At 66.5% G+C, this 14,635-nt stretch carries 13 protein-coding genes; 9 read left to right on the top strand and 4 right to left on the bottom strand.

The window, feature by feature from the left end; genetic code table 11:
* Positions 1–14: 14 nt before the first annotated feature.
* From gabT to BST13_RS21970, 4 genes are all read left to right on the top strand, one after another.
* A complete protein-coding gene (gene gabT / locus BST13_RS21985; RefSeq protein WP_083166133.1) occupies positions 15–1,355 on the top strand; it encodes a 4-aminobutyrate--2-oxoglutarate transaminase in 1,341 nt (446 codons plus the stop codon).
* Entirely contained in the window at positions 1,352–2,644 is a 1,293-nt protein-coding gene (locus BST13_RS21980; RefSeq protein ID WP_083166132.1) for a Glu/Leu/Phe/Val family dehydrogenase, read from the top strand. Before gabT ends, BST13_RS21980 begins: the two co-directional genes overlap by 4 nt.
* A 10-nt stretch (positions 2,645–2,654) precedes the next feature.
* Positions 2,655–4,109, top strand: a complete 1,455-nt coding sequence (locus BST13_RS21975; RefSeq protein ID WP_083166131.1) for an NAD-dependent succinate-semialdehyde dehydrogenase — start codon at positions 2,655–2,657, stop codon at positions 4,107–4,109.
* 78 nt (positions 4,110–4,187) lie between these two features.
* On the top strand, positions 4,188–4,757 hold the full coding sequence (locus tag BST13_RS21970; protein WP_083166130.1) for a TetR/AcrR family transcriptional regulator: 570 nt from the start codon (positions 4,188–4,190) through the stop codon (positions 4,755–4,757).
* Here the strand turns inward: BST13_RS21970 and BST13_RS21965 are convergent.
* Positions 4,754–5,368, bottom strand: coding sequence for a TetR/AcrR family transcriptional regulator (locus BST13_RS21965; RefSeq protein WP_083166129.1), 615 nt, complete (start codon positions 5,366–5,368; stop codon positions 4,754–4,756). The genes BST13_RS21970 and BST13_RS21965 overlap by 4 nt on opposite strands.
* Before the next feature lie 47 nt (positions 5,369–5,415).
* Here BST13_RS21965 and BST13_RS21960 point away from each other — a divergent pair, with 47 nt between their 5' ends.
* Positions 5,416–6,444, top strand: coding sequence for a Rieske 2Fe-2S domain-containing protein (locus BST13_RS21960; protein ID WP_083166128.1), 1,029 nt, complete (start codon positions 5,416–5,418; stop codon positions 6,442–6,444).
* Positions 6,441–7,517: an NAD(P)H-dependent amine dehydrogenase family protein gene (locus tag BST13_RS21955; protein WP_083166127.1), complete on the top strand. Its 1,077-nt coding sequence runs from the start codon at positions 6,441–6,443 to the stop codon at positions 7,515–7,517. Before BST13_RS21960 ends, BST13_RS21955 begins: the two co-directional genes overlap by 4 nt.
* Here BST13_RS21955 and BST13_RS21950 read toward each other — a convergent pair.
* Entirely contained in the window at positions 7,482–7,928 is a 447-nt protein-coding gene (locus BST13_RS21950; RefSeq protein WP_245839766.1) for a hypothetical protein, read from the bottom strand. The two genes, BST13_RS21955 and BST13_RS21950, sit on opposite strands and share 36 nt — an antisense overlap.
* Before the next feature lie 44 nt (positions 7,929–7,972).
* Positions 7,973–9,865, bottom strand: a complete 1,893-nt coding sequence (locus tag BST13_RS21945; protein WP_083166126.1) for an acyl-CoA dehydrogenase family protein — start codon at positions 9,863–9,865, stop codon at positions 7,973–7,975.
* Between the two features lie 146 nt (positions 9,866–10,011).
* Between BST13_RS21945 and BST13_RS21940 the strand changes: the two genes are divergently transcribed.
* On the top strand, positions 10,012–11,223 hold the full coding sequence (locus tag BST13_RS21940) for a CaiB/BaiF CoA transferase family protein (protein ID WP_083166161.1): 1,212 nt from the start codon (positions 10,012–10,014) through the stop codon (positions 11,221–11,223).
* A gap of 202 nt (positions 11,224–11,425) precedes the next feature.
* On the opposite strand, the gene BST13_RS21935 is transcribed toward BST13_RS21940, so the two are convergent.
* Positions 11,426–11,869 (bottom strand): STAS domain-containing protein, encoded by a 444-nt coding sequence (locus tag BST13_RS21935; RefSeq protein ID WP_083166125.1) that lies wholly within the window; start codon positions 11,867–11,869, stop codon positions 11,426–11,428.
* A 262-nt stretch (positions 11,870–12,131) separates the two neighbouring features.
* On the opposite strand from BST13_RS21935, the gene BST13_RS21930 reads away from it, so the two are divergent.
* Complete coding sequence (locus BST13_RS21930; protein WP_083166124.1) at positions 12,132–13,442, top strand: MFS transporter; 1,311 nt, start codon at positions 12,132–12,134, stop codon at positions 13,440–13,442.
* Positions 13,439–14,632, top strand: a complete 1,194-nt coding sequence (gene rhaI / locus BST13_RS21925) for an L-rhamnose isomerase (protein WP_083166123.1) — start codon at positions 13,439–13,441, stop codon at positions 14,630–14,632. The genes BST13_RS21930 and rhaI overlap by 4 nt, the downstream gene beginning before the upstream one ends.
* The last annotated feature ends 3 nt before the right edge of the window (positions 14,633–14,635 follow it).

Here is a 14,635-nt window from a genome sequence, read left to right as displayed (position 1 = left end):
TTTAGGAGGAGCACGTGACCACCACGGAGCTTTCGGCCATCGCACAGGAACGCCGGATCGTCACAGCCATTCCGGGACCCGTCTCGCAGCAGATGCACGCCCGCAAGGAGTCCGCGGTGGCCCGCGGCGTCGGAGCCACGCTGCCGGTGTACGTCGTCGCCGCCGGCGGCGGCATCCTGGTCGACGCGGACGGTAACCAGCTCATCGACTTCGGTTCCGGCATCGCCGTGACCACCGTCGGCAACAGCGCCCCGGCCGTCGTCGACGCCGTCAGCCAGCAGGTCGCGGCCTTCACGCACACCTGCTTCATGGTCACGCCCTACGAGGGCTACGTACGGGTCGCCGAGGAGCTCAACCGGCTCACCCCGGGTGATCACGACAAGCGCACCGTGCTGTTCAACTCCGGCGCCGAGGCTGTCGAGAACGCGGTCAAGATCGCCCGCGCCCACACCCGCCGCCAGGCCGTCGTCGTGTTCGATCACGCCTACCACGGCCGCACCAACCTGACCATGGCGATGACCGCCAAGAACCAGCCGTACAAGAACGGCTTCGGCCCGTTCGCCGGCGAGGTGTACCGCGTGCCGACGTCGTTCCCGCTGCGCGACGGCGAGATCGACGGTGCTGCCGCTGCTGCCCGGGCCATCGACCTCATCGAGAAGCAGGTCGGCGCCGAGAACGTCGCCGCTGTGGTCATCGAGCCGATCCACGGTGAAGGTGGCTTCATCGTCCCCGCGCCCGGATTCCTTGGCGCGCTGCAGAATTGGTGCACGACTTCAGGTGCGGTGTTCGTCGCGGACGAGGTACAGACCGGGTTCGCCCGAACCGGCGCGATGTTCGCCTGCGAGCACGAGGGCCTGGTGCCCGATCTGATCGTGACCGCCAAGGGCATCGCGGGCGGCCTGCCGCTGTCCGCGGTCACCGGCCGCGCCGAGATCATGGACGCCCCGCACGCGGGCGGGCTCGGCGGCACCTACGGTGGCAACCCGCTCGCCTGCGCGGCGGCACTCGCCGTCGTCGAGACCATCGAGCGTGAGCAGCTCGTCGCGCGCGCCGCGGCCATGGGCGAGACCATGATCAGCCGGCTCACCGCGATGGCCGCCGCCGATCCGCGGATCGGAGATGTGCGTGGTCGCGGCGCCATGGTCGCCGTCGAGCTGGTCAAGCCCGGAACCATCGAGCCCGACGCCGATCTGACCAAGCGCATTGCGGCAGCCTCGCATGCCCAGGGCCTGGTCGTCCTGACCTGCGGCACCTACGGCAACGTGCTGCGGTTCCTGCCGCCGCTGTCGATGCCCGATCACCTGCTGAACGAAGGCCTGGACATCCTGGCCGCTGCCTTCGCGGAGATCGCATGACCGTCACGACCGGAGCGCCGCAGGCGCCCGCGACCGAAGCACCCGGCGCGCTGAATCCGCTCGACGACGCCCGCTCCCAGCTGCGTGAGGCGACGACGATCCTCGGTTACGACGACGGCGTGTACAACGTGCTGGCGACGCCGCGCCGTGAGGTCACCGTCGGCATCCCGCTGCGCCGCGACAACGGCGACATCGAGCTGCTCATCGGACATCGCGTGCAGCACAACGTTTCCCGCGGTCCGGCCAAGGGTGGTCTGCGCTACTCACCGGACGTCACCCTCGACGAGGTGCGGGCGCTGGCCATGTGGATGACGTGGAAGTGCGCCCTGCTCGACGTGCCGTACGGCGGCGCCAAGGGCGGGGTCCGCATCGACCCGCGGCAGTACAGCACCGCCGAACTCGAGCGCGTCACACGGCGCTACACCAGCGAGATCAGCCCGCTGATCGGCCCGGCCCACGACATCCCGGCGCCCGACGTGGGCACCGACGAGAACACCATGGCCTGGTTGATGGACACCTACTCGGTGCAGAAGGGCCACACGGTCCTCGGCGTCACCACCGGCAAGCCCGTGAGCCTCGGCGGGTCACTCGGGCGGGCCACCGCGACGTCCCGCGGCGTGGTGCACGTGGCGCTGGCCGCGATGCGCTCACGCGACATCACCATCGACGGATCGACCGCTGCCGTACAGGGTTTCGGCAAGGTCGGCAGCCACGCCGCGCGGTTCCTCTTCGATGAGGGTGTCCGGGTGGTCGCGGTGTCCGATCAGTACGGTGCCGTCGCGAACGCCACCGGACTCGACGTGCCAGCCCTGGAAGACCACGTCGCCGCGACCGGCTCGGTGGTCGGCTTCCCCGGCGGGGTCGAGATCTCAGGTGCCGACCTGTTGGAGAGCGACGTCGACCTGCTGGTGCCCGCCGCCGTCGAAGGCGTGATCACCGGCGCCAACGCGCACAAGATCCGGGCGAAGGTCGTGGTCGAGGGCGCCAACGGGCCCACCACGCCCGAGGCCGATCTGGTGCTGGGCGACGCCGGTCGCCTTGTGGTGCCGGACATCCTGGCCAACGCCGGCGGTGTCATCGTGTCGTACTTCGAATGGGTGCAGGCCAATCAGGCGTACTGGTGGCGGGCCGACGAGGTCGAGTCACGTCTGGCCGAGCGCATGCTCACCGCGTGGGACGAGGTTGCCGCGCACGCCGCCAAATTGAACCTTCCCCTGCGTACCGCGGCCACCTGCCTGGCCGTGGAACGCGTCGCCCAGGCCGCGCAGCTGCGTGGGCTCTACCCCTAGGGAGCCGACCGTGAACTACCAGAAAGCCATCGCCGAGCTCGACGCCAAACACGGCATCCTGATCGGCGGCCGGGCACACGGCACTGCGACGACCTTCGAGGTGCACGACCCGGCGAACGGGTCCGTCATCGCCGATGTGTCCGACGGTACGGTGGCCGACGCCACGGCCGCCGTCGACGCCGCACATCGGGCCTTCCGTTCCTGGGCGGGCATGGCCCCGCGCAATCGCAGCGAAATCCTGCGCTGCGCATACGATCTCATGATCGCCGATGCCGACCGTCTGGTCGCGCTGATCTGCGCCGAGAACGGCAAGCCGCAGTCCGACGCGCGTGCCGAGGTCATGTATGCCGCCGAGTTCTTCCGCTGGTTCAGCGAGGAAGCCGTGCGTACCGACGGCGGCTACGGTATGAGCCCAGCGGGCGCTGCTCGCACCTTGGTGACGCACAAGCCGGTCGGGGTCGCCGCGTTGGTGACACCGTGGAACTTCCCGGCCGCCATGGCAACCCGCAAGATCGCCCCGGCTCTGGCTGCGGGCTGCACCGTGGTGCTCAAGCCGGCGGCCGAAACGCCGTTGACCGCCTTGGCGATTGCGCGGATCCTGTCCGACGCCGGCGTGCCCGAGGGTGTCGTCAACGTGGTGCCCACCACCGACGCAGCCTCTGTGGTGTCGGCCTGGCTCGCCGACGAGCGGGTCCGCAAGATCTCGTTCACCGGCTCCACCGGCATCGGCCGAGTGCTGCTCAAGCAGGCCGCCGATCGAATTGTCAACGCCAGCATGGAACTCGGCGGCAACGCCCCGTTCGTGGTGACTGCCGACGCCGACATCGAGGCCGCCGTGCAGGGCGCGATGATCGCGAAGTTCCGCGGTGGCGGACAGGCCTGCACCGCGGCCAACCGGTTCTATGTGCACGCCGCGGTGGTCGACGAGTTCGTCGCACGCTTCGGCGCCGAGGTCGCCGCACTGCGGGTCGGCCCTGCGGCGGACCCGGCCTCGCAGGTCGGCCCGTTGGTCAGCCCCAAGGCTGCCGAGCGCGTGCGCGGCGCGATCGAGGCCGCGGTCGCCGACGGTGCCACGATCGCCGCGCAGGCCCAGGCGCCGTCCGATGGTTGGTACGTCGGGCCGACCTTGCTCACCGGGGTCGCTCCCGACGCGGCGATCCTCGCCGACGAGATCTTCGGACCTGTCGCGCCGGTAGTGGTGTGGGACGATCAGGACGAGCTGCTGCGCTGGGTGAACGACACCGAATACGGTTTGGCCGCGTACGTTTACGCGGGTCGCCTGCAGGACGCCCTGCGGCTGGCCGAGTCCATCGACGCAGGCATGGTCGGTATCAACCGGGGCATAGTGTCGGACCCGTCGGCACCGTTCGGTGGGATGAAGCAGAGCGGTCTCGGGCGCGAGGGAGCCCGCGAAGGTCTGCACGAGTTCCAGGAGACGCAGTACTTCAGCGTGGCGTTCGACTGACCCGCGTGTTGCCTATGACGACCGTTATAGCTGCAGGTAGTCTGCGCTAAACGATCGTCATAGGCAGGGGTGTCACGCATGGTCGACGAGCTCGATGCACGAGGGCGCCTGATCGCGGGGACGGCCGACATGCTCAGGCGCCGCGGCCTGAACGCCGCAAGCGTGCGCGAGCTGGCCAAGCATGCAGGCGCCCCGTTGGGATCGACCTATCACTACTTTCCCGGCGGGAAGTATCAGTTGGCCGCCGAAGCCGTGCGCTGGGCCGACGACACGACCGCGCGGGCGCTCACCGACGCAGTGGCTGCGGGTCCTGCGGAAGGTCTGCGGGAATTTGTCGCCATGTGGCGCGAGATTCTGGTCGACAACGAGTTCCGGGCCGGATGCCCCGTGCTCGCCGTGTGCGTCGATGACGTGCCCGATGAAGACGGAGCACCGCGGGAAGCGGCGGTCTTCGCGTTCAGCAACTGGGTGTCCATCCTTGCCTCAGCCCTGCGGGAACGCGGCTGCGAGCGCGAAGATGCCACGAGCACAGCCACATTGATCGTCGCCGCGGTCGAGGGCGCAGTGGCGATGTGCCGGGCCGAGCGCAGCCCCGACCCGCTGGACCGGGTGGGGGAGCAGCTGGTGCGCGTGCTGATCCGCGACTAGTGGTTTTCCAGATACGCGATGATCGCGTTGGACAGACCGCGGCGGGCCTCCTCGAGGTCGATGTAGCTGCCGAGCTGCCGTTCTGAGGTGATGCCGCGCATGGCGCCCGGGATGAACAGCGCCACCTCCCGCACCCGGGCCGGGTCGACGTCCAGATCGGCAAATGCCTTCTGGCAGTCCTCGATCCAAGTCCGCTGCCACGACGCGAGCTCCGCGGCGGTCTGCGGGTAGAGGCGTTCCAGCTCGTCGCGGTCCCGGGGTAGAGCTGCGCGCAGGTTCTCGATGGCGCGCGAGTCGGTGGCGGTCAACCCGTGGTACATGACATCGAGAATGCCGGTGACGCGCTGCCGCAAGGTGCCGTGTGGGACCGCGTGCGCAGGCATCTGCCCCCGGCGTTCGGCCGTGTAGCGCAACACCGCCGCCCACAGGCCGTCGATATCGCCGAACTGGTATTTGACCGTGCCCCACGTGGCGCCCGCGTCCTTGGCGATGCGGTTGCCCGACACCGAACCGGGGGCACCCGAGGCGAGTGCATGGACGGCGGCGTCCAGCATGCTCTCACGGCCGGCCTGGCCACGCCGGTTTGTGCGCCGCTCGGTCATTTCGGGCATGCTACGCGAGTGTTGACTTTCGTAGAACCTTCTGTGATTCTGGGGCCATGGCAAAACCGCCGTTGTCGATGAAACCGACGGGCTGGTTCCAGGTGGCGTGGTCGGACGAGATCCGTGCGGGCGAGGTGCACCGGATGAAGTACTTCGATCGCGAAATGGTTGCCTGGCGTTCGCAATCCGGGCGGTTGGCAGTGATGGACGCCTACTGTGAACACCTCGGTGCGCACCTCGGCTACGGCGGACACGTCGAGGGCGAGGTCATCCAGTGCCCATTTCACGGCTGGCAGTGGAGCCACGAAGGCCGCAACGTGTGTATCCCGTACCAGGACCGCCCCAACCGCGGGCGCCGCATGCGCACCTACCCGGTCACGGAACGCAATGCGTCGGTCTACATCTGGCATGACATCCAAGGACGCGAGCCCTACTTCGACGTGCCCGACATCTTCGCCGACCTCGGTGAGAAAACCGAGACCGACTACTACCCACAGCAGCGGTTGTTCCGTCAGGACCTGGAACTTCATCCGCAGTACGTGCTCGAAAACGGCGTCGACTTCGCGCATTTCAAGTTCGTCCACCAGACCCCGATAGTCCCCGTGTTCACGCGGCACGACTTCGCCGAACCGTGGTCTTACGTGGATTTCACCATCACCTTCGAAGGTGGCGACGCCCAGAAGATCGAGGACGTCAACAGCGGCGTCGAGGCCATCAACGGCGGACTGGGCATCGCGGTGACCAAGAGCTGGGGCATGATCGACAACCGCACCATCTCGGCGGTCACGCCGGTCGACGATCGCACCTCCGATGTGCGGTTCATGGTCTACATCGGCCGCACTCCCGGCCGCGACGACGAGACGACGGCGGCGCGCGCGCAGCTGTTCGGCGACGAAGTCATCCGGCAGTTCACCCAGGACATCCACATCTGGTCGCACCAACGGTATTCGGACCCACCGGCCCTGGCCACCGCCGAGTACGAGGGCTTCACCGCGATCCGCAAGTGGGCCACGCAGTTCTATCCGGACGGTCTGGGCGGTAGCGCTGCGGACCTGGCAAGAATCAGAAAGGCCGACACGCTATGACCGAGCAGATCCGCGTCTTCCAGGTGGCCACCGGCAATGTGGGCACCGAGATGATCAAGCGCATCGCAGCTCACCCCGACCTGACGCTGATCGGATTGCATTGCTACACACCGGAAAAGATCGGCCGGGATGCCGGTGAGATCGCCGGGCTGGCCCCCAACGGGGTGATCGCCACCGGATCAGTCGACGAGATCATCGCCGCCCGACCTGATGTGGTCACGTTCCACGGCGTCTTCCCCGACGAGGACCTCTACGTGAAAGTTCTCGAGGCGGGCATCGACATCGTGACCACGGCCGACTGGATCACCGGTTGGCACCGCGACACCAACCATCCGCATTCCTCCGGCAGGAAGGTTTCAGAGGTACTCGCGGAGGCCTGCGCAAAAGGAGGTGCGACCTTCTATGGCACCGGCATGAACCCGGGCCTCAACCAGATCCTCGGTGTGGTGTGCTCTGCCGACGTCGCCGAGATCACCAACGTCACCACCATCGAATCCGTCGACGTGTCATGCCACCATTCGGCTGACACCTGGAAAGAGGTGGGATACGGTCTGCCCGTTGATGATCCACGCCTGCCCGGCATGCTGGAGAAATACACCCGGGTGTTCGCCGACAGTGTGCTGTTGATGGCCGACTGCTTCGACGTACAGCTGGACGAGGTCACCTTCAGCTATGAACTCGGCGCGTGCACCAAGGATGTCGACCTCGGCTGGTATCAGCTGCCCAAGGGCTCACTCGGCGGCAACTACATCAAATACCAGGGGCTGGTCGACGGTGAGCCGAAGATCGAAACGCATCTCGAATGGCAGATGACCCCGAACACCGACCCCAGCTGGGATATCAAGGGCTGCTACATAACCCAGATCATGGGTGACCCGTGCGTCTACAACAAGCACATGATCTTCCCGAAACCGGGGGTGGATCTTTCCGACCCCAGCAGCTTCGCGTCGATCGGGATGACGGTCACCGGTCTGCCCGCGCTCAATGCCATCAAATCGGTCGTCGCCGCTCCGCCCGGCCTGCTCACGAGCGCGGATCTACCACTGCGAGGTTTCGCCGGCCGGTTCAAATAGAGACGGGATCACCGGTTGCCACATCTGACCGTTGTTGAACGGTGTGGTGTGCAACGTCGCGCTCAACACGCACACGGCCGCGGACAGCAGGAAAGCCAGCATGACGAGAGCCATGACGATGACGACGAGCCCTTTGAGGCACTCCCGCTTGGCCCGTTCGAACTTGGCCAGGAATTCGTCATGCTTGAACTCGCTTGCCCAGACGGCGAACTCGACGTCGGTCAACTCTGCTTCGGAGGCGGGGGCGCCGGTGGCGATCTCGCGAAGACGGGCTGCGGCGATCCCGACACCGACGTCGGCGAACCGGCGGCTCATCTGCCGTGCCTGTCGGCGACTCAGGCAGTGATCACGCATGTGCACCGGATGAGGCCAGTAGCCCCATTCGCCGCCGTGCGCGTTCGCCGACGCCATAGTTTGCTCAGTTTACGTCTGAGGTGGTGCCTTCGACAGGTCGTTCATCGGATGTGTCGGTGCATGTCTTCGCGGACAGCGCCGCCTTCCTGGGCGATCCATGGCCCCTCGATCGACGGGTCGACGATCCCGCGCTCGAGCCAGGTGTAGCGGCCGGCGAGCACGTCTCTCACCAGCGACCGGTCGGAGTCGTCGCTGTTGTCCCACAATTGCTCGAACAGCTGGTCGGCTCGGACCCGCGCCTGGCGGCTGAACGCGTCGGCGAGGTCGGCGGCGCCGTCGTTCATCTCGTCGCTCTGAGCCCGCACACAGGCGGCGGTGATCGCGAACAGTTCCGCGCCGATGTCGACGATGCGGCCCAGGAACCGTTGCTTGTGCTCGAGGCCGCCCTGCCACCGCGACATCGCGTAGAAGGTGCTGCGCGCGAGTTTGCGACTGGCGCGTTCGACGTAACGCAGATGTTCGGCCAGCGGCCCGAACTCGGAGTACGAGGTGGGCAGTTGGCCTTTACCGGTCAGCAGCGTCGGCAGCCAGCGGGCGTAGAACTTGCCTGCCTGTGCGGCCGCCTTCGCCTTCTGCCGCAGGTCGGCGTCGGGGTCGATGATGTCGCCGGCCACCGACAGGTGGGCATCCACCGCCTCGCGGGCGAGCATCAAATGCATGATTTCCGTGGACCCTTCGAAGATCCGGTTGATCCGCATGTCGCGCAGGATCTGCTCGGCGGGCACGCCCCGCTCGCCGCGGGCAGCCAGCGACTCGGCGGTTTCGAAACCGCGTCCACCCCGGATCTGTACCAGCTCGTCGGCGATCAACCACGCCATCTCCGAGCCGTAGAGCTTGGCCAGCGCGGCCTCGATCCGGATGTCGGTGCGGCCCGCGTCGGCCAACTCGCCTGCGAGCTCGACCATGGATTCAACCCCGTATGCGGTGGCCGCGATGAAGGCCACCTTGCCTGCCACCGCGTCGTGCTCACCGACCGGCCGACCCCACTGCACCCGTTCCTTCGACCATTCGCGAGCGATCTTCAAACACCACTTCGCGGTTCCCGTGCACACCGCAGGCAATGACAGGCGTCCCACATTGAGCGTGGACAACGCGATTCGCAGCCCTTCCCCTTCGCGGCCGATGCGGTTGGCGGCGGGCACCCGGACATCGGTCAGCCGAGTCAGACCGTTCTCGATGCCGCGCAATCCCATGAACCGGTTGCGGTTCGCGACGACGATGCCGGGAGTGTCGGCTTCGACGACGAAGGCGGTGATGCCGCCGCGATGCCCTTCGCTCGCGGGTACCTGGGCCATCACCACCAGCAGATCGGCGATGACACCGTTGGTGGTCCACAGTTTGACGCCGTTGAGGACGTAGTCGTCACCGTCTGGCGTGGCCGTCGCGTGCAGCCGGGCCGGGTCACTTCCCACGTCGGGTTCGGTCAGCAGGAACGCGCTGATCTCGCGGGTGCACCGGGGCAGCCAGGTGCGCTTCTGCTCCTCGGTGCCGAACATCGCCACCGGCTGCGGTACGCCGATCGATTGGTGCGCCGAAAGCAGCGCGCCGAGCGCGGGATGCACCGAGCCGACCAGGGCGAGCGCCTTGTTGTAGGACACCTGAGACAGGCCAAGCCCGTCGTACTCGGTGCCGATCTTCATGCCGAACGCGCCGAGCTCTTTCAGGCCCCGAATCACCGAGTCCGGGATCTGGGCCTCCCGTTCGATCACCGCGGCATCGATCTGCGACTCGCAGAACTCCCGGAGCCGGGCCAGGAACGCCTCGCCGCGCTGCGTCTTCTCGGCGGGGCCTCGCGGATGCGGATGGACCAGATCCAACCGCAATCTGCCGAGGAACAATTCTTTGCCGAAACTGGGCTGATGCCACTGCGCTTCGCGAGCCTGCTCGGCGACCTGCCTGGCTTGTCGTTCGTTGACTTCTTCGCTGACGGTCATCGCGGACCTCCATCAGTTCACGCTCGACTGGACGGCAACGCCATCCGAGGTCCGGGATACCCGCAATCCGAGCGCTTCATGCGCCGTCTTATCGCTACACTTACCGTAAATGCAACGGTTGAAGGGGTGTGATGACCACCAAGGTGATGCAGGGTGTCCGGGTCTTGGAGGTCGCGCAGTTCACGTTCGTCCCCGCGGCGGGCGCCATCCTCGCCGACTGGGGCGCCGACGTCATCAAGGTCGAGCACCCGCTGCGGGGGGACACCCAACGCGGTTTCATCAACATGGGCGGTTTCGAACTCGACCCCGACCGGCATCCGCTCATCGAGCATCCGAACCGGGGCAAGCGCAGCGTCGGCATCGACGTATCGACCCCTGATGGTCAGGAGGTCCTATATGAGATCGCCAAGACCGCCGATGTGTTCCTGACGAACTACCTGCCGCAGGCCCGCCAGAAGAACAGGTTCGACGTCGAGCACATCCGTGCGGTCAATCCGGACATCATCTATGCCAGGGGCAGCGCGTACGGCGACAAGGGGCCGGAGCGGACCGTCGGTGGTTTCGACGGCACCGCGTTCTGGACCCGCAGCGGGGTCGGGCACGCGCTGACACCCGAGGAGTTCGGCGGTGCCTTGTCGCAGGGCATCCCGGCGTTCGGGGATTCCATCGGCGGCATGAACATCGCCGGCGGCATCGCCGCGGCACTGTTTCACCGGGAACGGACCGGCGAGCCAACCGAGGTCGACGTGTCATTGCTCAGCACCGCATGGTGGGCGGCCGGGGCGAGCGTCACCCAGGGTATGGAGAGCGGCGAGACCATGCGATCGGTGATGCCGGACTCCGCCGGCCCGACGGTGAACCCGTTCCTCGGCAACTATCTGACGTCCGACGGCGGCACCATCAACCTGTGCATCGTGAGCCCCTCCGGCTACATCCGAGACGCGTTCGAGCACCTCGGGTTGCCCGAACTGGCCGACGACCCGAGATTTTCCGACGTGCTACCGCTCATCGAGAACGCCGAGGCGGCCGCGGAGCTGATCGCCGCGGCCATCCGTGGTAAGCCCTTCGAGTACTGGCGCAAGCACCTCACGACGATGAAAGGTCAGTGGGCGCCATTCCAGAGCTTGGTCGACCTGGCCACCGATGAGCAGGCCATCGCCAACGACATGATCGTGGAGGTCGAGGGCACGGACGCTAAACCCTTCCGGGTGGTGCGTGGGCCGGTGCAGTTCAATCACGAGCCGCTGGAGACCACGCGGGCACCGCAGGCCTCCGAACACACCGAGCTGGTGCTGATGGAGCTGGGTATCGACTGGGACAGGATCGCCGAGCTCAAGGATTCCGGCGCCATCGCGTGAAAGCGAAAGCCTGAAAAGCGAAACCGACGTCGTGCATGCAGAGGATCTCTGCAGCACGCCGTGGGTTTCGCGGTGGTGAGTGGCCGGGCGTTGACCCGGCGGGCTCAGTGGGCGAGCAGGTGCCGATGGGCGACCCGGCGCCGGCGACCCAGAAGCATTGTCAGCCATCGAACGTCGATCAGCATGGTAGTGGCCCTTTCTCTCAGGCGCTCTTGGTGAGTAGGGGGAGCAGCCTGCGGCGAGCCAGGTTGCCTTCGGCGAAGTGGTGCAGTGCTTCGGCCACCGACGCGGTGACCGGCACGCCGATGTCGTCGAGCTCGGCGATGACGGCATCGCTCGCGACCACGGCCCAGTCGACACCAAGTGCGCCACAGCGTTCGTCAACGTCGTAGAACAACGAAATCGCCTGCGAGGCAAAGCCGGTCACGCCGCTCATGTCGACGACCAGTGGCTTCTCGGGAAGAGTGGACCGGCGCACGTACGCGGTGATGGTGTCGATGTTGAAAGTGTTGACGTCACCCTTGATCGTCACCACCGTGGCCAGCTGTCGGCACTGTGATCGGATCGAGGCACCGTCGCAGACGAGCGCCTGGTTCACGTACCGGAGATTGCCGTCCGAAGCCGGGGTGTTGGTCGTGATAGTCATGATCAGCCTCCCTTCGGTGGTTCCTGTGCTTGCTGGGTTGTGCGTCGTCGCTTCAACCTGTCCCCAACGCTAAGTGGGCAATCTAAGGCGGCTGGGTGCTGCCGTTAATACTTTGCTAAGAACCTGAATTCGTACTGGTCAGTAGCGGAATCGGGCCGGATGGGGCCCTCGCGGCCTTGACGGGGTCGCGCTCAATCCTTTAACGTGACCCCCATCACGAATTGAAACGTTTCAATTCTGCGGCCCATGGGAGAGGCGGTCCATGAAGATCGGAGCACGCTCCACAACCGGGTGGCGGGCCACCATCGCGGTCGCCATGTCGAACTACATCGAGGCCGGGTCGATCATTGCGATCGCCACCAGTCTGGGTTTCTGGCAGACGGCGTTCGGGATCGGCAACTTCGCGGTCGGACTGCTGGCGGCGTTGAGCGCCAACGCTTTTGGCGCAGCGATCGGTGCGATCCTGGGTGGTCCGCTGTGTGATCGCTTCGGGCGCAAGGCGATCTACACATACGATCTGCTGGTCTACATGGCCGGCGTGCTACTCGCCGCGTTCGCGGTGAATTACGTCATGCTGCTTGCCGCATTCGTCATCACCGGTATCGCGGTCGGTGCGGGCGTCCCCGCGTCGTGGACCTACATCGCCGAACAGGCACCGTCGACCGCCCGCGCCAAGCACGTCGGCACCGCGCAGCTGGCCTGGTCGATCGGGCCGCTCATCGGGTTCGCCTTGGCGGCCGCCCTCGCCCCGCTCGGGCTGATCGGCTCCCGTTTGGTGTTCGGCCACCTGTTCATCGTCGCCGCCGTGGTCTGGTGGGTTCGGCAAGGCCTGGCCGAATCACAGATCTGGGCCGACGAGGGACGTCACGAGTCGAATTCGCTGGCATCGGCCGTCGGCACCCGTGGACTGCGCGGGCTGTTCTCCCGCCGGGTCAACATCACCGCTCTGCTGTTCCTCGGCGGCATCTACCTGTTCTGGAACACCGTCGCCGGACAGGCAGGCATCTTCATGCCCCGGGTCTATGACACCGCCGGGCTGCACAGCCCGGTCGCCCAGAATCTGCTGCAGGTCCTGGTGTGGGGCTGCACAGTCCTCACCACCTACTTCGGCTTCATGCGATACGCCGACCGGATGAGCCAGCGCCTCCTCTACGTGATCGGGGCAGTGCTGGGGATCGTCGCCTGGATCGTGCTGGTGGCGTTCACCGACGACGGCGTGCCGACCATGCTGGCCTTCGCGGTGCTGTGGGGTCTCGCCAGCGGCATCGGCGCCCAGGCGTTCTACAGTCTGTGGGCCAGCGAGCTGTTCGCCACGCCCTACCGGGCCAGCGCCCAGGGCGTGATGTTCTTTGTCGTCCGCACCGCCACCGGGCTGCTGAGCTACTTCTTCCCGACCCTGCTGGCGGCCACCGGTCTCACCGCCGTCGGGACCTTGCTCGTCGCCCTTCTCACCGTGGCCCTGCTGATCGGCGCCGTCGGCGCCCCGCGTACGCGCGGCAAGACGCTGCAGCAGATCGAGGTCGAGCGTTACGGTGCGCCCGTCGTCACCACCATGGAAAGGACCGCAGCATGAGCACCCTCGTCCTGCCCGCCGAACTGGACAACCTGGCGATCGAACTTCCGTCGTGGGCGTTCGGTAACTCCGGTACGCGCTTCAAGGTGTTCGGCACCCCCGGCACCCCGCGCACGGTCCGGGAGAAGATCGCCGATGCGGCCACGGTGCACCGGCTGACCGGTCTGGCGCCGAGCGTGGCCCTGCACATCCCGTGGGACACCGTCGACGACTACGCGGCACTGGGCAGGTACGCCACCGAGCAGGGCGTGCGGTTGGGAACCATCAACTCCAACACCTTCCAGGACGACGACTACAAGTTCGGCAGCCTCACCCACACCGACAAGACCGTGCGGCAGAAGGCCATCGACCATCACCTGGCCTGCATCGAGATCATGAATCAGACCGGGTCGCGGGATCTGAAGATCTGGCTGGCCGACGGCACCAACTATCCCGGACAGGGCGACATCCGGGGCAGACAGGACCGACTCGCAGAATCGCTGGCGTCGATCTACCAGCACATCGGCCCGGACCAGCGAATGGTGCTGGAATACAAGTTCTTCGAACCGGCCATGTACATGACCGACGTGCCGGACTGGGGCACCGCCTACGCCCAGGTCAGTGCACTCGGGGAGCGGGCAGTGGTGTGCCTGGACACCGGGCACCACGCGCCCGGCACCAACATCGAGTTCATCGTCGCGCAACTGCTGCGGCTGGGAAAGCTGGGATCGTTCGACTTCAACTCCCGCTTCTACGCCGACGACGACCTCATCGTGGGGGCCGCCGACCCGTTCCAGTTGTTCCGCATCATGTTCGAGGTGGTGCGCGGCGGCGGGCTCGGCGGTCGGGGCGAGCGATGCGACGGGGAAAAGCACGGCTCGGACGTGGCGCTGATGCTCGACCAGTGCCACAACGTCGAAGCCAAGATCCCCGGTCAGATCCGGTCGGTGCTCAACGTCCAGGAGATGACGGCGCGCGTGTTGCTGGTCGACACCGACGCCCTGGCGCTCGCGCAGAGCAGCGGAGATGTACTGGGCGCCAACGGGATCGTCATGGACGCGTTCTACACCGACGTGCGGCCGGCGCTGGCCCAGTGGCGCGCCGAGCGTGGTCTACCGGCCGATCCGATGGCGGCCTTCGCGGCATCGGGATATCAGGACACCATCAACGCCGAGCGGATCGGCGGAACTCAATCATCATGGGGAGCATGACGC

It is taken from the genome of Mycobacterium aquaticum, assembly GCF_002086485.1.
In the GTDB taxonomy this organism is placed as follows: Bacteria; Actinomycetota; Actinomycetes; order Mycobacteriales; family Mycobacteriaceae; genus Mycobacterium; species Mycobacterium aquaticum.
This window is presented reverse-complemented; position numbering and strand designations above follow the sequence as displayed.